Here is a 19,416-nt window from a genome sequence, read left to right as displayed (position 1 = left end):
GAGCGCCCCATGCCGAGCATCCATCGTCGCGATTTCCTCGCCGTCTCCGCCGCCCTGAGCGGCCTTGCCTTGTCCGGTGTGCCGGCCTTCGCCCAGGCGCCGCGCCGCGGCGGCACGCTGCGCGTCAGCGTCGACCAGGCGGTCGCCAAGCTCAATCCGCTCGTCACCCGGGTGAACCCCGAATATCTCGTCGCCGAGCTGCTCTATTCCGGCCTGACGCGGCTCAAGCCCGACATGAGCGCCGAGCCTGATCTCGCTGAATCCTGGACCAATTCCGTCGATCTGACCGAGTGGACCTTCGTCCTGCGTAAGGGCCTCACCTTCCATGACGGCTCGCCCTGCACCGCCGCCGACGTCGTCGCGACCTTCGAGGCGATCCTCGATGCCAAGACCGCTTCGCCCGCGCGCCAGAATGTCGGGCCGATCGCCAAGGTGACGGCGAAGGAAGACAATACCGTCGTCTTCAACCTGTCGGCTCCCTTCGCCGACCTGCCGGTGACGCTGGCCTATACCAACGCCAAGATCGTGCCGGCCGCCGTGATCAAAAGCGGGCTGGACAAGCTCGACCGGCAGGCTGTTGGCACCGGTCCGTTCAAGCTCGTCTCCTTCGAGCCGGAGCGATTGATCGTCGTCGCCCGCAACGAGGCCTTCTACGACAAGGAGCGGCCCTATCTCGATAAGATCGAGGTGGTGGTCTACCCGGACGTCAGCGCCGAGGCTTCCGCGCTGATCTCGGGCGATACCGACCTCATCACCACGACCCCGCCGACCGAGTTCGGGCGCCTGCAGAAGGCCTCCGGAGTCAAGGCGCTGCGCGTGCCCTCGGGCCAGTTCTGCAACGTCAATTTCGGGTGCGATCAGAAGCCGTTCAATGACGTGCGCGTGCGCCAGGCGCTGGCGCTCACCGTCGACCGTGCGGCGATGGTCGATTTCGTCACCGAAGGCTTCGGCTCGGCCGGCAACGATACGCCGCTCAATCCCGCCTATCGCTTCTATGCCGACCTGCCGGCCAAGAAGGCCGACATCGCCAAGGCCAAGGCGCTGCTCGCCGAGGCCGGCTATCCCAAAGGGCTGGAAGCGACGCTGATCGCCTCCGACCGGCCGGGCCAGCGCACCCAGCTCGCGGTCGCGCTGCGCGAGATGGCCAAGCCCGCCGGCTTCGACATCAAGGTCGAGACCATGCCGCACGCGACCTATCTCGACCAGGTCTGGAAGAAGGGCTCGTTCTATGTCGGCTTCTACAACATGCAGGCGACGGCCGACGCCATCTTCTCGCTGCTCTACACCTCCAACGCCGCCTGGAACGAGACGCGCTGGAACAACGCCGCCTTCGACAAGCTGATCTTCGAGGCGAGGGCCACGGTCGACGAGGCCAAGCGCCGCGCGCTCTATGCCGAGGCGCAGAAGCTGATGCATACGGAAGTGCCCTCGATCATCCCGGCCTTCTTCGACCTGCTCGGCGCCCAGCGCGACTGGGTCGAGGGCTATCAGCTGCATCCACGCGGCGCCGTCTTCCGGCTCGACCATGTCTCGCTCGGCGCCAAGGCGCCGAAGCGCGGCTGAGCCGGACGGGACCGCAGCGCCGTGTCACCGAGTTACGTCCTCAAGCGCATCCTGCTGATCGGCTACACGCTGCTGGTCGTGTCGCTGATCGTCTTCGCGATCACCCAGGTCCTGCCGGCGGATGCCGCCGTGATGATGCTGGGCGAGAATGCGACGCCGGACGCGCTGGCGGCGCTGCGCGCCAAGATGGGGCTGAACGACCCCATCTGGATGCAGTATCTGCACTGGCTCTCCGGCGTGGTGCGCGGCGACTTCGGCGTCTCGATGCGCACCGGCCAGCCGGTGGCTCCGGTGATGCTGGAAGCGCTCGGCCGCTCGCTGCTGCTCGCCCTGTTCTCGATCACGCTGATGCTGCTGGTGGCGATCCCGCTCGGCATCGTCGCCGCGGTCAGGCGGGGCAGGGCGGCCGATCTCGGCGTCGGCTTCCTCTCCTATGTCGGCGTCTCCCTGCCGGAATTCGTCACCGCGACGCTGATCGTGTTGCTGTTCGCGGACTGGCTGCAATGGCTGCCGGCGACCGGCTATGTGCCGCTGACGGAGGACCCGCTGCGGGGGCTGAAGCACCTCGTCCTGCCGGTGCTGACGGTGTCGCTGATCCTGATTGCGCATGTCTCGCGCATGGTGCGCTCCGAACTCGTCGACGTCTTGCACTCCGACTATATCCGCGCGGCGCGGCTGAAGGGGCTGTCGAAGCGGCAGGTGCTGTTCAAGCACGCGCTGCGCAACGCGCTGCTGCCGACCATCACCATCGTCGCGCTCGATGTCGGCTATCTGCTCGGTGGCGTCATCGTGGTCGAGGAGATCTTCGCGCTGCCCGGCATCGGCCGCCAACTCATCGTCGCCATCCAGGCGCGCGACCTGCCGTCGATCCAGGCCGGGGCGCTGATCATGGCGACCACCTACGCCGTCGCCAATTTCCTCGCCGACATCGCCTATGCCTGGCTCGACCGGAGGATCCAGTATGATTGAGATCCTCAGGCGCATGCTGCGCTCGCCGCAAGGTGCGCTCGGCCTCGTGATCGTCGGGCTGATCCTGCTCGTCGTCATCGTCGGCCCGGCCTTCGCACCCTATGATCCCGAGAAGATGGCGCCGCTGATGCGCTACAAGCCGCCGAGTGCGCAGTTCTGGCTCGGCACCGACCAGTATGGCCGCGACATCCTGAGCCGGCTGCTGCACGGCGCACGCGCCACCGTCCTGCTGGCGGTGCTGGCGACGGCGCTGGGCACGCTGGTCGGGGCGGTCGTCGGCACGGTCTCCGCCTTCCTCGGCGGGCGCAGCGACGAGGCGATCATGCGCACCGTCGACGCGATCATGTCGATCCCGAGCCTGCTGCTGGCGCTGCTGATCGTGAACCTCCTCGGCAAGAGCAGCCTCAATGCGCTCTTCGCCATTGCGCTCGCCTTCGCGCCAGGCATGGCGCGCGTCACACGCTCGGTCGCGCTCTCCGTACGCAAGCAGGACTATGTCAACGCCGCGATCGCGCGCGGCGAGAGCGCCGCCTTCATCGTCGGGCGCGAGATGCTGCCGAACGTCATCGCGCCGATCATCGTCGAGATGACGATCCGCGTCGCCTTCGCGGTGATGCTGTTCGCGACGCTCTCCTTCCTCGGCCTCGGCGCCCAGCCGCCGGCGTCCGAATGGGGGCTGATGGTCTCGGAGGCCCGGCGCTTCATGCATCTCAGCCCCTGGATGATCCTGTGGCCGAGCCTTGCCGTTGCGCTGGTCGCGATCGGCTTCAACCTGCTCGGCGACGGCCTGCGCGACGTGCTGAACCCGAGGAGCTGAGGCGATGGGTGAACCGATCCTCGACATCGCCGGCTACAGCCTCGACTACGCCACTCCGACCGGTTTCACGCGCGCGCTCGACGACGTCACGCTCGCGATCGCCAAAGGCGAGGTGCTCGGCCTCGTCGGCGAATCCGGCTCCGGCAAGACCTCGCTCGCCTGGGCGATCATGCGCCATTTGCCCAAGAGCGCACGCGAGGCCGGCAGCATCCGCCTGACCGGGCAGGACCTGCTGAAGGCCTCGGAAGCCGAGATCGAGGCGATCCGCGGCCGGCGCATCGGCATGGTCTTCCAGGACCCGAGTACCTCGCTCAACCCGACCCTGCCGCTGGGCGAGCAGCTTGCCGAGGTGCTGGTGCGCCATCGCAGCCTGAGCCGTAAGCAGGCCTGGGCCGAGGGAGAGGAACGCCTCGCTCATGTCGGGCTGAAGGTGCCGAGGCAAATGATGCGGCGCTATCCGCATGAGGCCTCGGGCGGCGAGAAGCAGCGCGTCGTCATCGCCACCGCCTTCGCCTGCCAGCCCGAATGCATCATCTTCGATGAGCCGACCACGGCGCTCGACGTCATCACCGCCCGGCAGATCCTCGATTTGTTCAAGGCCCTGCAGGAGGAGACCGGCGTCGCCTCGCTCTACATCTCGCATGACCTCGCTTTGGTCTCGCAGATCGCGACCAGGGTCGCGGTGATCCATCGCGGCAGGATCGTCGAGCAGGGCGGGGTGGGGGAGGTCTTCGCCCGGCCGCAGGACGCCTATACCCAAAGGCTGCTCGCCGCCGTGCCGCGGCCGGACCATCGCTTGGTCGAGGCGGCTCCTGAGACGGCGGGCAAGCCGCTGGTCGAGGTCGAGAAGGTCAGCGTGCTCTATGGCCGCAAGCCCTTCCTCGGGCGCCTGCTCGGTCGGGCGAACACGCAGTTCACCGGCAACCGCGAGGTCAGCCTGTCTGTGAAGCCGGGCGAGATCCTCGGCATCGTCGGCGAATCCGGCTCGGGCAAGTCGACGCTGGCCAAGGCGATGACGGGCCTCAACCGCTTCGAGGGCGAAATCCGCTTCGCCGGCCGCAGGATCACCGGCCTTTCCGATATGGACCGGGCCTATCGCCGCGACGTCCAGATCATCTTCCAGCACCCGGATTCCTCGCTCAATCCGCGCCAGCGCATCCGCGAGATCCTGTCGCGCCCGCTCGCGCTTTATGGCGAGCCGGGTGCGCGCAAGGACGCGGCTGCAATCGGCGCGCTGCTGGAGCAGGTCAGGCTGCCGGCCTCATACGCCGAGCGCTATCCGCACCAGCTCTCCGGCGGCGAGAAGCAGCGCGTCGCCATCGCCCGCGCCTTCGCCTCCAGGCCGAAGCTGGTGATCTGCGACGAGATCACCTCGGCGCTCGACGTCTCCGTGCAGGCCTCGGTGATCGAGCTCCTGGTCGACCTGCAGAAGCGCTTCGGCACGGCCTATCTCTTCATCACCCACGATCTCAACCTGGTCCGCCAGATCGCCCACCGGATCGCGGTGATGTATCGCGGCGACCTCGTCGATCTCATCGATGTCGCCGCGCTCTCGGGCGCCGACCTCCACCCCTACACCCGCTCCCTGCTCGCCGCCGTGCCCGCCCCGGCCACGGCCGCTGCCTGACCTTGCGAGGCTTGAGACGATGAACCCCCGCGACCTGATCCATGCGCTCGACGAGAAAGCCTGCCTCGCGCTGCTTTCCGACTGGGTGAAGCACAAGAGCTACAGCGAGACCGAAGGCGAGAAGGCGCTCGTCCACCATGTCGTCGGGCAGCTGCAGGCGATGGGCCTCGAGGCGGAGGCGCAAGCTTTCGACGACGGCCGCCGCGCCAATGCGATCGGCCGCTGGAAGGGCGTCGGCGGCGGCAAGAGCCTGCTCTTCAACGGCCATCTCGACACCAATCCGGCGACCGAAGGCTGGACGGTCGATCCCTGGGGCGGCGTGATCGACGACGAGTTCATCTACGGCATCGGCGTCTCCAACATGAAGGCGGGCGACGCGGCCTATTACTGCGCGGTCAAGACGCTGATCGATGCCGGCGTGAGGCTGAAGGGCGATGTGATCCTGACCTTCGTCGTCGGCGAACTGCAGGGCGGTGTCGGCACGGTCGCGGCGATCCAGAGCGGCATCCGCGCCGATTACTTCGTCAACAGCGAGCCGACCGACGTGCAGGCCGTGACCATGCACGCTTGCGCCTTCTCCTTCGTCATCGAGCTCACCGGCAACACTCGCCATCTCTCCAAGCGCGAGCAGGCGGTCGATGCGATCATGGCGGCCTGCGACCTGATCCCGCGGCTGAATGCCATGACCTTCTCCGGTGCACGGTCGCCGGAGCATGAATCGATCAACCGCGTCCATGTCGGCGTCGTCCATGGCGCGCTCGGCAAGGAGCTGCACGAATGGCGCGCGCCCCAGGTCTCGGATTATTGCAAGCTCAAGGGCTCCGGCCGTTATGCGCCCGGCCAGACGCAGGACGGAGCACTCGCCGACATGCAGCGCGAGCTCACCGCGCTGGAGCAGCGCTTCCCCGGCCTCAAGACCTTGATCCGCATCGAGAAGAAGGAAGGGCACCAGTCGATGCCAGCCTTCGAGGTCGCCAAGGACGCCCGCATCGTCAAGACCGTGAATGCCGCCTATGAGGCGGTGCGCGGTGAGAAGCAGCCGACCGGCGCGATCAGGCCGCCCGGCTTCTTCGGCACCGATGCCGGCCATCTTTATGCCGAGGCCGGCATGGAAGGCATCGTCTGCGGCCCGGGCGGGCGCTACAACACCATGCCCGATGAGCGTGTCGAGATCCGCGACTTCCTCGACATGGTCCGCATCTACATGCTGACCATCCTCGACATCTGCGAAGTGGCGTGAGCCCGCTCTTCCCGCGCGAGGAATTCGCCGGCCGGGCCGCCAAGGCCCGCGCCGCGATGGCGCAGGCGGGCGCCGAGCTGCTGCTGGTCGACCATGCCGAGCTCCTGGCCTGGCTGACCGGCTACACCGTCTCGGAGACGATGTATCGCGCCGCCTTCCTGCCAAGGGAGGGCGAGCCCTGGTTCGTGCTCCGCGAACTCGATGCCGGCCCCTGTCGCGACGCCTGCTGGTTCGCCGATGTCGTCGGCTTTGCCGATACGGCCGAGCCGCATCAGGTGATGGCGGACGAGATCCGCCGGCGCGGCTTCGCGCGAGCTGCGATCGGCGCAGATCATGCCTCGTATGGCTTCACGGCCGCGACGTGCGAGCGCTTCGCCGCTCTGCTGCCGGAGGCGCGGTTCGTCGATCTCCCCCATGCGAGCGACCTCCTGCGTGCGGTGAAGTCGTCGGCCGAGATCGCGCTGATCGCAGAAGCGGCCGGCATCGCCGACAAGGCGATGGCCGCCATCGCAGCCAAGGCCCGGCCAGGTCTGTCGCCGCGGGTGGCCGCTGCGATCGCCGCCGCCTGCTTCCTGGAGAATGGCGCCGACACCGGCGAGACCGGGCCGATTCTGCCCGGTGTCGGCGACCACGAATTCCTGCACGGCGTCATGACCGGCCAGCCGCTGGCGGACGGCGACATCGTGCATGTCGAGCTGATCCCGAAGGTCCGCAATCACGGCGCCCGGTTGATGCGGCCGGTGCTGATCGGCGAGGACCGGCGCAGCCTCGCGCCGCTGGCCGGGCGCCTCGTCGCCCTGCAGGACCGGCAATTCGCGGCGATGCGCCCGGGCGCCCTGGCCTGCGAGGTCGACGCCGTCCTGCGGGAGGCCGTGCTCGCCGAGGGCCTGCGCCCGATCTACGACAACGTTACCGGCTACACGCTCGGCCTCTATGGCCGCACGCCGCGCACCAGCGATTTCTCGCGCGTCTTCCTGCCGAACGCCCGCTGGCGGCTGGAGGAGGGCATGGTCTTCCACATGTACGTCTCGGCTGGCGGCCTCGGCTTCAGCGAGACCATCGTCGTCGAGGCCGAAGGCTGCCGACGGCTGACCGCGACGCCGCGCCAGCTGCTAGCCTGCTCTCAATAGGGCAGGCCGACATAGTTCTCGGCGACGCCGGTCATCGCGGCCCGCGACTGCGTGAGGTAGTCGAACTCGGCGCGCCTGATGCGCTGGTCGAAGGCGCTCGCCTCCGGGAAGAGGTGCAGTAGGTTGGTCATCGACCAGGAGAAGCGCACCGCCTTCCAGACCCGCGCCAGCGCCCGGCTGGAATAGGCGTCGAGCCCGGCATCGGAGCGCTCGGCATAGTGCTCGCGCAGTGCCTCGAACAGGTAGCGTACGTCGCTGGCCGCCAGGTTCAGCCCCTTGGCGCCGGTCGGCGGCACGATGTGGCCGGCATCGCCGGCGAGGAAGAGCCGGCCGAAGCGCAGCGGCTCGGCGACGAAGCTGCGCAGCGGCGCGATGCTCTTCTCCAGCGATGGCCCAGGGACCACCGCCGCTGCGACCTCGTCCGGCACGCGCCGGCGCAACTCGTCGAAGAAGCGCTCATCCGACCAGGCTTCGACCTTCTCGTCGAGCGGCACCTGGACATAGTAGCGGCTGCGGGTCTGCGAGCGCATCGAGCACAGAGCGAAGCCGAAGGGCGAGCTGGCATAGACCAGCTCGTGCGCGGCCGGCGGCTGGTCGACCAGCAGGCCGAGCCAGCCGAACGGGTAGATGCGCTCGAAGGTCTCGATCGCCCCTGCCGGCACTGAGGCGCGGCAGACACCGTGGAAGCCGTCGCAGCCGGCGATGAAGTCGCAGGCGATCTCGCGCCGCTTGCCCTCGGCGATGAAGCTGACGCGCGGCGATGTGCCGTCGAAGTCGTGCAGCTGGACGTCCTCGGCCTCGTAGAAGCTCGTCGTGCCGGCCGCCTGCCTCGCCTCCATCAGGTCCTGCGTCACTTCGGTCTGGCCGTAGACCGTCACCTGCTTGCCGGTCAGGCCCTTGAGGTCGATGCGCTGCAGGCGTCCCTCGAAGGCGAGCGAGAAGCCGTCATGCGGCAGGCCTTCCTCGGCGAGCCGCGCACCGACACCGGCCTCGTGCAGCAGGTCGACCGTGCCTTGTTCGAGCACGCCGGCCCGGATCCGCGAGAGCACATAATCAGCGCTCTTGCGCTCGAGGATGATGTTGTCGATGCCCTGGCGGGTGAGCAACTGGCCGAGCAAAAGGCCTGACGGCCCGGAGCCGACGATCACGACTTGGGTGCGCATTGCGTCCTCCCGTAAACCGACGGGCGCAGGGCCCGGTACTTTCACACGAAAATGCCATCACACGCGATTGACCGGAATGGAGCTTTCACCCAACGTATTGGACAAAACGAACATCGGATAATCCGGATGACGCTCGCCTCGGTGCCCGCCTACTGGCTCTATGACGAGCCGCGCGAGCAGCGTTTCCCCGATGCGCTGCATATCGAGCGGATCAGCGCCCGCAGCGCCCCGCGCGACTGGCGGATCGAGCCGCATCGCCACCAGGACATGGCCCAGTTCTTCTTGATCGCCTCGGGCGGCGGGCTGGTGCGGATCGACGGCACGGACCATCGCCTGGTCCCCGGCACGGTCCTGCTGCTGCCGCCGCTGGCGATCCACGAGTTCCGCTTCGAGCCGGATACCGAAGGCTTCGTCGCCAGCGTCGCAAGTCCGACCCTTATGCCGCTGATCGAGGCCGAACCCGCGCTCGGCGCCGTGCTCGGCGAGGCGTTCGTCGGCCGCCGCGGGTCAGCCGATGTCAGCATCGTCGAGCTCGCGGCGATCATGGAAGCGGCGCTTGCCGAGTTCGGCCGCAATCGCGGCAGCCGCGAACTCGCGCTCGCCGCCCATGCGCGCCTGATCGCGATCTGGTTTACTCGTACTGCGCGTTCTCATGCGGTCGCGATCAGCGGGGCGGCTGACGCGCGCGCCGTGCTGGTCCGCCGCTTCATCGAGCGGGTCGAGAGCCATTTCCAGACGCATGAACCGCTCGACGCCTATGCGCGCGACCTGGGCGTCACCGGTCCGCATCTGACCCGCGTCTGTCGAGAATTGCTCGGCCATTCGGCGATGCGGGTGATTCAGGGGCGGCTGATGATCGAGGCGCGGCGCGACCTCGTCTACACCCGCTCGCCGGTCTCCCAGATCGCCTTTCGGCTCGGCTTCTCCGATCCGGCCTATTTCTCCCGCTTCTTCGCGGCGAGGGCCGGCATGTCGCCCTCGGAGTATCGGGCAGCGGGGTGAGGGCGGTTGTGTTTGTTCTTTATTTGTTCTAGATACTGGAGATGGGAAAGCCATCTCCGGATCAACCGGATCTGTTCGATTTGGATCCCCGATATGGGATCGCGGCGGACCGCGACTGGTCGAAAACCCTAATTGTACCCGGTTGGGCCAGATACTTCTTCGCGGTGGTGCCGCCGCCGGAGCACGCCGCGGCAATCCACGCTTTCGCGCATGCTCTGCGCAGATCGCACGGCTTGCGCGGGTGGCCAATCGGACCGGAACGCTATCACCTCACTTTGGGGGGCATCGAGCGTTACGGCGGGGCCACCGATGAGGAGATCGCGACCTTGGAGAGGATCGCCGCATCCATTGTCGCGCCGAGTTTCTCTGTCGCCTTCGACCATGTCGCGGGGTATGGCGGCCCGGGCGATCGGCAGGCCATCTTTCTGGAAACGAGCGAGACGTTCTCGATCCTCGATAGGCTTCAGAGGAGGCTATGTCGCGAGATGCGGGCGAGAGGTTTTTGGATGCCATCCAAATTCGGGCCGCACGTGACGCTGCTCTACGACCAATGCCCATTCGACAAGCCGATAATCCCCCCTGAGAGCTTTCCAGTCCGGGAGTTCGTGCTCATCCGCAGCGTCCATGGCGCAAGCCATCACGACCATCTTGCTCGCTGGCCGTTGCGCGATCGCGCTGACGCAGTCTAGACGCCTTCGCTCTCCGGCGCCGTGCGTGGAACGGTGCGCAGCACCTCTGCGGTGATGCCGCCGCCCGCAAGGCGCTCGCGGCCGCCCATGCCCTCGATGTCGAAGACGAAGAGCGCCGTGTCGCAATGGCCGCCGAGCCGGCGGATCAGCCGCGCTGCCGCCAGCGCCGTGCCGCCCGAGATCAGGCAATCGTCGAGGATCGCGATATGCCGGCCCGCCAGCTGCGCACCCTTCGAGATGACGACGCCTTCTCCAAGCTCGTAATTCGCGATGATGCTGCGCATCACGCCGTTGCGCAGTGAATCGACCTTGCGGATATCGAAGAAGCCGAGACCGCAACGACAGGCCAACGCTCCGGCGAGGCCGAGCCCGCCGATGTCGATGCCGGCGAGAACCTCGACTTTCGCCGGGACCCGTAGCACCAGCGCATCGATGATGCGCCGGGTCAGGGTTGCGTCGACGGTCGTGATCGAGAGATCGGGAAAATCGACGCCCGGGCCGGGGTGGTTCTTCCAGGGGCGGAACGGAATCTTGAAGTCATCGTCGCCCGTTGCGAGCGGATGAAGTCGATCGGTCATGACGCGTCCATTCGATTCTCTGCTCGCCCGATACGCATCATCGTTGCCGATAGCATGACGGAGCGCGAGAGGCTGCCGATCGCTTCGTCGACGGGGCCGCTTGATCTCGGACCAGCGCCATGCCACCCCCGCGCCGACGGCAATCAGGGACGGTCGGGACGATGGTCACGCTCTACGGCATCAAGAACTGCGACACGATGAAGAAGGCCTGGAGCTGGCTCGACGCGCGCAAGATCCCCTACGCCTTCCACGACTACCGGGTCTCCGGCATCGACAAGGCCCATATCGAGGCCTGGTGCCGCGAACTCGGCTGGGAGAAGGTCCTCAACAAGGCGAGCACCACCTTCCGCGAGCTGCCCGAGGCCGACAGGCAGGGCCTCGACGAGAAGAAGGCGATCGCGCTGATGCTGGCGCAGCCGACCATGATCAAGCGCCCGGTGCTCGATCTCGGCGACCGTCGCATCCTCGCCTTCAAGCCGGATATCTACGAGGCGGCCTTCGCCAAGCGCTGAGCGCCAGCCGCCGGCACAGCCCCACCCGGCGCTCAAGCCTCTTCCGTCCAGGCCAACGCTGGGCTAGGCCCGCGTCCATGACGACGGATTTCAGCTTTCATCTCCTCGGCCGGGCCGGCGCAGCACGCACCGGCGAGGTCCGCATGCCGCGCGGCGTGATCCGCACGCCGGCCTTCATGCCGGTCGGCACCGCCGCCACGGTCAAGGGCATGTATCCCGAGCAGGTCAAGGCGCTCGGCGCCGATGTCGTGCTCGGCAACACCTATCACCTGATGCTGCGGCCGGGCGCCGAGCGCGTCGCCAGGCTCGGCGGCCTGCACAAGTTCATGAACTGGCCGCACCCGATCCTGACCGATTCCGGCGGCTTCCAGGTGATGTCGCTCGCCAATCTGCGCAAGCTGACCGAGGAGGGCGTGACCTTCCAGTCGCATATCGACGGCTCCAAGCATGTGCTGACCCCCGAGCGTTCGGTCGAGATCCAGAACCTGCTCGGCTCCGACATCGTCATGCAGCTCGACGAATGCGTCTCGCTGCCCTGCGAGGACAAGGTCGCCGAAAAGGCGATGCACCTGTCGCTGCGCTGGGCCGAGCGCTGCAGGAAGGCCTTCGGCGATCCGGCGGGGAGGGCGCTGTTCGGGATTGTGCAAGGTGGCGCGATGCCTGCCCTCAGGGTCGAGAGCGCCCGCGAGCTCGCCGCCATGGACCTCAAGGGCTATGCCATTGGCGGGCTCGCGGTCGGCGAGCCGCAGGACGTGATGCTGGCGATGATCGAGACGGTCGAGCCGCATCTGCCGCAGGAGAAGCCGCGCTATCTGATGGGCGTCGGCACGCCGGACGACATCGTCGAGGCGGTCCGGCGCGGCGTCGACATGTTCGATTGCGTGATGCCGACGCGGGCCGGTCGCCATGGCCAGATCTTCACCCGCTTCGGCCGGATGAACCTGAAGAACGCCAAGCATGCCGAGGACGTCAGGCCGGTCGATCCGCAATCCTCCTGCCCGGCGGCCAACACCTATTCGCGCGCCTATCTGCACCATCTGGTCAAGGCCGAGGAGATGCTCGGCAAGATGCTGCTGACTTGGGTTAACCTCGCCTACTACCAGGAGCTGATGGCCGGCCTGCGCGCCGCCATCGCCGCCGGCCGCCTGGAAGATTTCATCGCCGAGACCAAGGAAGGCTGGGCCAGGGGCGAGCCGGCGTGATCGATCCCGGGCTCGGTCTTCTGCTGCTCAAGATGGCGGTTGCGGCCGCCATCGTGGTCAGTTGCTCGATGCTGGCCGAGCGATCGGGGCCGCTGCTCGCGGCGATGATCGCGACGCTGCCGATCTCGGCCGGGCCGGTCTATGTCTTCCTCGCGCTCGACCATGACGCCGCCTTCATTTCGGCGAGCGCGCTCGCCAGCATGAGTTCCAATCTCTCCAATGCCGGGCTGTCGCTGGTCTATGTGCTGCTGGCCCAGCGCTTCGGCACGGTGATCTGCCTCATTGCGGCGCTGCTGACCTTCTTCCTGCTCGTCTCGGGCCTGCAAGCGCTATCCTTGCCTTTTGCCGCGCTCCTGTGCGCGACGCCGGTCGTCTTCGTGATCCTGCACCTCATCGTGCGCCCCTACCTCGCCGCGCGCCCGGCGATCACGCCGCGGCGGCCCTGGTATGCCATCCCGCTGCGGGCGGCAGCGGTCGCGGCCCTGGCCGGAACCGTGACTACCATCAGCGCGCGCGTCGGCCCGGCCTGGTCGGGTGTGCTGGCGACTTTCCCGATCGTCCTGTCGAGCCTGATCGCGATCTTGCAGCCGCGCATCGGCGGACCAGCGAGCGCCGCGGTCATCGGCAGCGGCCTGCTCGGGCTGCTCGGCTTCGGCTTCGCGGTGGCGCTTGTCCATGTCATGGCCGTGCCGCTCGGCTCCTGGCCAGCGCTCGGTCTCGGCCTGCTGGTCTGCGTCCTCTGGAATCTGGGCTTGATGTCACTGGCACGACGTCGGCGCCCGATATCGTAGCGCGGCTGTATCGCCTGCTGCCCGATATCCATTTCGATCTCGAGCGGATCGATGTCGTCGGGGCGCCATGGAATACGGTCGTGGTCGTGGACTGGCGCGAGACCAATAGCGGCACCGACGGCGTGCGCACCTTCAACCGTGGCCACCATGTCCTGCATCTCGCCTGGGGGCGGGCGACGCGCCTGCTGATCTGCCCGGACACGGCGTTGCTCATGGCGACGCTCGATCGGCTCTTTGCGACCGGCAATGTGGAAGCGCACGCCTCGCCGATCACGGGATGATCGCGAGGAGAGCCTGAAAGGCTAGCGCGCCCGCCTGCGACGCCAAGAGGCGATGAACAGCCCGCTGATGATCAGCGCGATGCCGCCGATCTGCAGCCCGCTCGGGATCTCGCCGAGCATGGGGATCGCGAGCAGCGTGCCGACCACCGGGATCATCGGCGGAAAGCGCCCGGCGACGGATGGGCCGAGCACCGGCGTCGACCAGCTCCAGATCCACAGGCCGACGATGACGTTGAGCACGCCCTGATTGATCGCGTGCAGCAGCAGAACCCACCAGGGCGCGACGTCGAAGCCGCGAAAATAAAAGGCGAAGTAGATCGGCAGATAGGCCATCGACAGCACGGAGACGACGGCGGTCGCCTTGAGGGCATCGACACGCCAGAGCTGGATCAGCAGCGGATAGCCACCCCAGACCAGTCCGACGCCGAGGAAGCAGAGATCGCCGAAGACGATGCCGGGATTGGCATGGGTGGAGCCGGCGATGCCGAGACAGGCGAGACCGACGAGCACTGCTATGACGCCGAGCATGAGCTGCCGGGTCAGGATCGTGCCGAACAGGACGACGCTGCCGACGATGCCGATCACCGTGACGGTGCCGGGTCCGATCACGGCCCCATGGGCGGCGGGAGCGAAGGTCAGCCCGGTCATGAGCAGGAAGCTCATCGGGAACCCGCTCGTAACCGCCAGGACCAGACCACGCTTCCAGCCGAGACCGGCGCAATCGCGCAATCCCCCGGCCATCATGAAGCTGGGCAGCAGCAGGAAACCGGCTGTAACGAAGCGCAGCGCCAGCATGTCGTGCGATGACAGGCCGTTCAGAACGGCGTGACGGCTGACGACGAAATTGGCCCCGAAGATCACCATCGCGAGGCTCATGCCAGCATAGGCGAGGCGCCGGAGGTTGACCTGCCGCCGGGCGGCTTCGTGGGAGACGATTTGCTGATCCATTCGCTGAAGCAGATAGCGCGACTGTTGCGGTGCCCAAAGGTGGGTAGCGACATGGCCCGCCTGCAACTGCTGCGGTCTCGGCAATTCCATGCTTCAGCCCTGATTTCTCCCGTGCCGCGTCGCCGCGACGCCGCAGTTGCAGTGCTTGCTGCGGCATGTTCGAGATCGAGGAAGCCTAGCCATGGGTATGCAGATTGCCGCGACGCAGGGCAGGCGGCTTGCAACGGCAGACCAGATCGGCCTTGGCGCGGCCGCTATCGCCTGCCTGTTGTCCGGGCTCGTGTGGCTCGGCTCGGCGCAGGTCGTGCCGGCTCGGGGAGCGGGCACGGAGGCCACGCCCGCTTTCGTGCGCCTCGCGCCGGACAGCGGGAAGATCCTGGATCGCTACGCCGGCGAGCCTGACGAGACCGCCGCGCGACCCGGTCTGCTGCGGCCGGCGAGCTTGACCATGCCGCTTGCGCTGGCCTGGGACAATGTGGCGCCTGCATCGGATCGGATGTCGCAGGTGGAAGCCCAGCCCCGGCCGGCACGGTTGCGGGCAGCCTCAGTGCCGGCCCGCCAGTCGGCGGCTCACCCCGTCGCGCGGGTCGCGGCGCTGGCGGCCGCGCCGCCGCTCGACATCGCGCCGTTGTCGCAAAAGCAGCCGGAGCGGCAGCCCGACCTGTGGGACAACGCCGTCTCGGTCATGATCAGGCCGGTCGATGGAGCCGTCAGCGCCGCAAAGGCCGCCGTCGACAATGCGACGACGGCAACGCGCTGGTCGGTTTCGGCCATCGGCCGGCTCGTGCCGAGCTGGTGAGGCTCAGGCCAGCGCCTTCAGGGCCGAGCGGCCAGCATAGACCGCCTGCGCGCCGAGCTCCTCCTCGATGCGCAGCAGCTGGTTGTACTTCGCCGTCCGGTCCGAGCGGGCGAGCGAGCCGGTCTTGATCTGCCCGCAATTGGTCGCGACGGCGAGATCGGCGATGGTCGCGTCCTCGGTCTCGCCCGAGCGGTGCGACATCACCGCGGTGTAGCCGGCGCGCTGCGCCATCTCGACTGCGGCGAGCGTCTCGGTCAGCGTGCCGATCTGGTTGACCTTGACCAGGATCGAGTTGGCCGTCTTCGCCTTGATGCCTTGCGACAGGCGGGTGACGTTGGTGACGAAGAGGTCGTCGCCGACTAGCTGGCACTTGTTGCCGACGAGATCGGTCAGGGCCTTCCAGCCCTCCCAGTCATCCTCGGCCATGCCATCCTCGATCGAGATGATCGGATAGCCGGCGACCAGCTTGGCGAGGTACTTGGCCTGCGCCTTCGGGTCGCGGGTTTTGCGTTCGCCTTCATAGACATAGGTGCCGTCCTTGAAGAACTCGGTCGCGGCGCAGTCCAGCGCCAGCGCGACGTCTTCGCCGGGCTTGTAGCCGGCCTTCTCGACCGCCTGCATGACGAAGTCGAGCGCCGCTTCCGCCGACTTGATGTTGGGGGCAAAGCCGCCCTCGTCGCCGACATTGGTGTTGTGGCCGGCGTCGTGCAGCGCCTTCTTCAGCGTGTGGAAAATCTCCGCGCCCATCCGCAGTCCCTCGGCGAAGGAGGGCGCGCCGATCGGCATCACCATGAATTCCTGGAAGTCGATCGGGTTGTCGGCATGGGCGCCGCCATTGACGATGTTCATCATCGGCACCGGCAGGACGCGGGCCGAGGTACCGCCGACATAGCGATAGAGCGGCAGGCCCGAGGCGTCCGCCGCCGCCTTGGCGACGGCGAGCGAGACGCCCAGAATGGCGTTGGCGCCGAGCTTGCTCTTGTTCGGCGTGCCGTCGAGCTCGATCATCGCCTGGTCGATCGCGGTCTGGTCCTCGGCGTCCATCGCGACGATCGCCTCGGCGATCGCGACGTTGACGGCTTCGACCGCCTTCAGCACGCCCTTGCCGAGATAGCGGCTCTTGTCGCCGTCGCGCAGCTCGACCGCCTCATGCGCACCGGTGGAGGCGCCTGACGGCACGGCGGCGCGGCCCATCGAGCCGTCTTCGAGCACGACATCGACCTCGACCGTCGGGTTGCCGCGGGAATCGAGGATCTGGCGGCCGATGATGTCGATGATCGCGGTCATGGCAGGCTCCGGAGCTGAGGTGGGCAAAGGATGCCGCGCTTCTAGACACAAGCGACGACGACGGGAAGGGGCGGTGGCATTTATCCAGGCCGGGGATTAAAAGCCGCGACAACTCAGCCTCCGCCCACGGCGGACGTCCATCGATCAGGACCACGACATGACCATCGACGCCTCGACCCTTCAGCTCGGCAAGGCGAGCGACCTGCCGCGCTCGCCGGAGGAAGCCCGCCTCGACCGCGTGCCGAACCCGCATGCCGGTACCGACTATCTCGCCCGCTTCACCTGCCCGGAGTTCACCTCGATCTGCCCGGTCACCGGTCAGCCCGATTTCGGCATCCTGGTGATCGACTATCTGCCGGGCGACTGGCTGGTCGAATCGAAGTCGCTCAAGCTCTATCTCGGCGCCTTCCGCAATCACGGCGCCTTCCATGAGGACTGCACGGTCGGCATCGGCAAGACGCTGGTCGACCTGCTCGAGCCGAAATGGTTCCGCATCGGCGGTTACTGGTATCCGCGCGGCGGTATCCCGATCGACGTGTTCTTCCAGACCGGCGAGCCGCCCAAGGGCCTGTGGCTGCCCGACCAGGGCGTCGCACCCTATCGCGGGCGCTGAGAGCTTGCCGCCGAAAAGTGCGAAGCGGCTTTCGGATTACGGCACGCTAAAAAAACAACTCAGGTCCTGCTGCCCGAGAGCGGCAGGATGCGCGGCGCCAGCACGCCGAGCACTGCGATGCCGGCGGCAAAGATCAGAATGGCGCCGCTGGTCCCGAACAGGTGCAGGGCGGCGCCCATCAGCACCGGCCCGAGCGCATGGCCGCAGAACAGGGCGCAGGCGAACAGCGCCACCGCCGAGCCACGAGCGGTCGGGGCAAGTTCGGTCGCCTGCGCCTGGAAGGTGCCGTGCATCAGGAAGAAGCCGAAGCCGCTCAGCGTGAAGATCGCGATGGCGGTCCACCAGGGCAGGAAGGCGAGCGAGAACAGGGCATAGGCGAAGCCCATCACGATGCCGCCCAGGGTGGTCATCCGGGTCGGCCCGAGCCGCTCGACCAGAATCCGGGTCAGGACGCCATAGATGATGCCGCCGAGACCCGTGCCGGCGATGACGAGGCCGGCCTGTGAGGGGCCGACATCGGCACGTTCGTGCAGGATCGCGGCGATATAGGGCGGCATGCCGAAGATCAGGCTGCCCTCGACCACGACGAGACCGTAGAGCAGTTTCGAGCGCGGATTGGCGAAGACGGCGGCATAGCTCGTCAGCGCGGTCTTGAAGCTGAGCGGCGGCCGCGACGCGTTCGGCCGTGGCTTCAGCACCAGCACGACCAGCAACCCGGCGATACCGGCGATCGCGCCAGCCATCACGAAGACATAGCGCCAGCCGAGATGCTCGGCGATCAACCCGGAGCAGGCGGCGCCAACCATCTGCCCGACGATCATCAGCACGAGGAAGCGGCCAAGCATGATCTGCCGCTCGGCCATGGGTGCGCGGTCGCCGATCGCTGCCATCGCGACAGGAATGACGCCGCCCGCAGCGATGCCGGCGATCGTGCGGACGCCCGTCAGCATCTCGAACGAGCCGGCGAAGCCGGCAGCGAGCGAGAGCAAAGCGAGCACGCCGAGGCAGACCGCGATCGTTCGCAGCTTGCCGATCGAATCCGCGATCGGGCCGAGAAAGGGCTGGCCTATCGCATAGGCGAAGGCGAAAGCCGTCGCGACCGCGGCAACCTGCGCGATGCTGCGGGTGAATTCCGCCGCCAGCGTCGGTACCAGCGGGTCGAGCAAGCGCATGGTGAAGGTCGAGGCAAAGCCGCACGCCCCGAGCACCAGGATGAGCGACTTCAGAGAACCTTGCGGGGGGGCGGGCGGAACCGTGCTGGCTGATGTCTCAGACATAAGCCAGCGTAGAATGCGTCGCGCGCTTGGCAAGCCGGTCAAACTCTTGCAGCTCTGCGATCAGCGCATGGAAGTCACGCAGTGGCACCATGTTCGGCCCGTCCGAAGGGGCATTGTCGGGGTCGGGATGGGTCTCGATGAAGACGCCGGCGACGCCGACCGCAACCGCGGCGCGCGCCAGCACCGGCACGAATTCGCGCTGGCCCCCGGTCGAGGCGCCCTTGCCGCCGGGCTGCTGCACCGAATGGGTGGCGTCGAAGATCACGGGAGCGCCGATCTCCGCCATGATCGGCAGGGCGCGCATGTCGGTGACCAGCGTGTTGTAGCCGAAGGAGGCGCCGCGCTCGGTCAGCATCACGTTCGGATTGCCGCTCTCGGTCACCTTCGCGGCGACGTTGACCATGTCCCAGGGCGCCAGGAACTGGCCCTTCTTGACGTTGACGACGCGGCCGGTCTTGGCGGCGGCGACGAGCAGGTCGGTCTGGCGGCAGAGGAAGGCCGGGATCTGCAGGATATCGACGACTTCGGCGACCGGCGCGCACTGACTGACATCGTGGATGTCGGTCAGCACCGGCAGGCCGGTGCGCTCGCGGATCTCGGCGTAGACGGGCAGGGCGGCGTCCAGGCCCATGCCGCGCTGGCCCTTTACGCTGGTGCGGTTGGCCTTGTCGAAGGACGCCTTGAAGACCAGCCCGATGCCGAGCTTCTCGGAGGTTTCCTTCAGCTCCAGCGCGATGTCGAGCGCGTGGTCGCGGCTCTCCATCTGGCAGGGCCCGGCGATCAGGGCGAGCGGCAAGCCGTTGCCGAAGCGGACGGGCTTGGCGAGGTCGGAGCCCACGGTGACGATGGCGTTGGCGGTCATGGCGGGCTCCTTGCTCAAGGGCGCGGTATTAGAAGCCACCCACCGCGCTGACAAGCCGACGATGCG

20 protein-coding genes are annotated in these 19,416 nt (G+C 67.4%); 14 read left to right on the top strand and 6 right to left on the bottom strand.

Annotated elements, in window-relative coordinates; genetic code table 11:
* Positions 1–9 precede the first annotated feature (9 nt).
* The 6 genes from VGV58_RS10195 to VGV58_RS10170 are packed head-to-tail and all read left to right on the top strand — an operon-like array spanning position 10 to position 7,346.
* A complete protein-coding gene (locus VGV58_RS10195; RefSeq protein ID WP_326873895.1) occupies positions 10–1,563 on the top strand; it encodes an ABC transporter substrate-binding protein in 1,554 nt (517 codons plus the stop codon).
* A 21-nt stretch (positions 1,564–1,584) separates the two neighbouring features.
* Positions 1,585–2,532, top strand: a complete 948-nt coding sequence (locus VGV58_RS10190; RefSeq protein ID WP_326873894.1) for an ABC transporter permease — start codon at positions 1,585–1,587, stop codon at positions 2,530–2,532.
* On the top strand, positions 2,525–3,349 hold the full coding sequence (locus VGV58_RS10185; protein WP_326873893.1) for an ABC transporter permease: 825 nt from the start codon (positions 2,525–2,527) through the stop codon (positions 3,347–3,349). Before VGV58_RS10190 ends, VGV58_RS10185 begins: the two co-directional genes overlap by 8 nt.
* A gap of 4 nt (positions 3,350–3,353) precedes the next feature.
* Positions 3,354–4,976 (top strand): ABC transporter ATP-binding protein, encoded by a 1,623-nt coding sequence (locus VGV58_RS10180; protein WP_326873892.1) that lies wholly within the window; start codon positions 3,354–3,356, stop codon positions 4,974–4,976.
* A gap of 19 nt (positions 4,977–4,995) precedes the next feature.
* On the top strand, positions 4,996–6,216 hold the full coding sequence (locus tag VGV58_RS10175; protein WP_326873891.1) for a M20 family metallopeptidase: 1,221 nt from the start codon (positions 4,996–4,998) through the stop codon (positions 6,214–6,216).
* A complete protein-coding gene (locus tag VGV58_RS10170) occupies positions 6,213–7,346 on the top strand; it encodes a M24 family metallopeptidase (protein ID WP_326873890.1) in 1,134 nt (377 codons plus the stop codon). Before VGV58_RS10175 ends, VGV58_RS10170 begins: the two co-directional genes overlap by 4 nt.
* Here VGV58_RS10170 and pobA read toward each other — a convergent pair.
* Positions 7,340–8,509 carry a 4-hydroxybenzoate 3-monooxygenase gene (gene pobA, locus VGV58_RS10165; protein WP_326873889.1) on the bottom strand — a complete coding sequence of 390 codons (1,170 nt, stop codon included), beginning with the start codon at positions 8,507–8,509 and terminating at the stop codon, positions 7,340–7,342. The genes VGV58_RS10170 and pobA overlap by 7 nt on opposite strands.
* A 126-nt stretch (positions 8,510–8,635) precedes the next feature.
* Between pobA and VGV58_RS10160 the strand changes: the two genes are divergently transcribed.
* Positions 8,636–9,511, top strand: coding sequence for a helix-turn-helix domain-containing protein (locus VGV58_RS10160; protein ID WP_326873888.1), 876 nt, complete (start codon positions 8,636–8,638; stop codon positions 9,509–9,511).
* A gap of 41 nt (positions 9,512–9,552) precedes the next feature.
* Complete coding sequence (locus VGV58_RS10155) at positions 9,553–10,200, top strand: 2'-5' RNA ligase family protein (RefSeq protein WP_326873887.1); 648 nt, start codon at positions 9,553–9,555, stop codon at positions 10,198–10,200.
* On the opposite strand, the gene VGV58_RS10150 is transcribed toward VGV58_RS10155, so the two are convergent.
* Positions 10,197–10,778, bottom strand: a complete 582-nt coding sequence (locus tag VGV58_RS10150) for a phosphoribosyltransferase family protein (RefSeq protein ID WP_326873886.1) — start codon at positions 10,776–10,778, stop codon at positions 10,197–10,199. The two genes, VGV58_RS10155 and VGV58_RS10150, sit on opposite strands and share 4 nt — an antisense overlap.
* A gap of 161 nt (positions 10,779–10,939) precedes the next feature.
* Here VGV58_RS10150 and VGV58_RS10145 point away from each other — a divergent pair, with 161 nt between their 5' ends.
* The 4 genes from VGV58_RS10145 to VGV58_RS10130 all read left to right on the top strand — a co-directional run bounded on the left by VGV58_RS10145 (position 10,940) and on the right by VGV58_RS10130 (position 13,564).
* The gene (locus VGV58_RS10145; protein ID WP_326873885.1) at positions 10,940–11,290 is read left to right on the top strand and encodes an ArsC family reductase; all 351 of its coding nucleotides are present in this window, start codon (positions 10,940–10,942) and stop codon (positions 11,288–11,290) included.
* 77 nt (positions 11,291–11,367) lie between these two features.
* Positions 11,368–12,492: a tRNA guanosine(34) transglycosylase Tgt gene (tgt, locus tag VGV58_RS10140; protein WP_326873884.1), complete on the top strand. Its 1,125-nt coding sequence runs from the start codon at positions 11,368–11,370 to the stop codon at positions 12,490–12,492.
* Positions 12,489–13,283 carry a hypothetical protein gene (locus VGV58_RS10135; RefSeq protein WP_326873883.1) on the top strand — a complete coding sequence of 265 codons (795 nt, stop codon included), beginning with the start codon at positions 12,489–12,491 and terminating at the stop codon, positions 13,281–13,283. Before tgt ends, VGV58_RS10135 begins: the two co-directional genes overlap by 4 nt.
* An 80-nt stretch (positions 13,284–13,363) precedes the next feature.
* A complete protein-coding gene (locus VGV58_RS10130; protein ID WP_326873882.1) occupies positions 13,364–13,564 on the top strand; it encodes a hypothetical protein in 201 nt (66 codons plus the stop codon).
* A 21-nt stretch (positions 13,565–13,585) separates the two neighbouring features.
* Here VGV58_RS10130 and VGV58_RS10125 read toward each other — a convergent pair whose 3' ends face one another.
* Positions 13,586–14,512, bottom strand: a complete 927-nt coding sequence (locus tag VGV58_RS10125; RefSeq protein WP_326873881.1) for a DMT family transporter — start codon at positions 14,510–14,512, stop codon at positions 13,586–13,588.
* Positions 14,513–14,693: 181 nt separating this feature from the next.
* Between VGV58_RS10125 and VGV58_RS10120 the strand changes: the two genes are divergently transcribed.
* The gene (locus tag VGV58_RS10120; RefSeq protein ID WP_326873880.1) at positions 14,694–15,311 is read left to right on the top strand and encodes a hypothetical protein; all 618 of its coding nucleotides are present in this window, start codon (positions 14,694–14,696) and stop codon (positions 15,309–15,311) included.
* Positions 15,312–15,314: 3 nt separating this feature from the next.
* On the opposite strand, the gene eno is transcribed toward VGV58_RS10120, so the two are convergent.
* The gene (gene eno, locus VGV58_RS10115) at positions 15,315–16,598 is read right to left on the bottom strand and encodes a phosphopyruvate hydratase (RefSeq protein WP_326873879.1); all 1,284 of its coding nucleotides are present in this window, start codon (positions 16,596–16,598) and stop codon (positions 15,315–15,317) included.
* A gap of 157 nt (positions 16,599–16,755) precedes the next feature.
* Here eno and queF point away from each other — a divergent pair, with 157 nt between their 5' ends.
* Positions 16,756–17,211, top strand: a complete 456-nt coding sequence (queF, locus tag VGV58_RS10110; protein WP_326873878.1) for a preQ(1) synthase — start codon at positions 16,756–16,758, stop codon at positions 17,209–17,211.
* Positions 17,212–17,270: 59 nt separating this feature from the next.
* Here the strand turns inward: queF and VGV58_RS10105 are convergent, their stop codons facing one another.
* Positions 17,271–18,488 (bottom strand): MFS transporter, encoded by a 1,218-nt coding sequence (locus VGV58_RS10105; RefSeq protein ID WP_326873877.1) that lies wholly within the window; start codon positions 18,486–18,488, stop codon positions 17,271–17,273.
* A complete protein-coding gene (kdsA, locus tag VGV58_RS10100; protein WP_326873876.1) occupies positions 18,481–19,350 on the bottom strand; it encodes a 3-deoxy-8-phosphooctulonate synthase in 870 nt (289 codons plus the stop codon). Before kdsA ends, VGV58_RS10105 begins: the two co-directional genes overlap by 8 nt.
* Positions 19,351–19,416: the final 66 nt, after the last annotated feature.

Source organism: Allobosea sp., from assembly GCF_035944895.1.
Taxonomy (GTDB): Bacteria; Pseudomonadota; Alphaproteobacteria; order Rhizobiales; family Beijerinckiaceae; genus Allobosea.
This window is presented reverse-complemented; position numbering and strand designations above follow the sequence as displayed.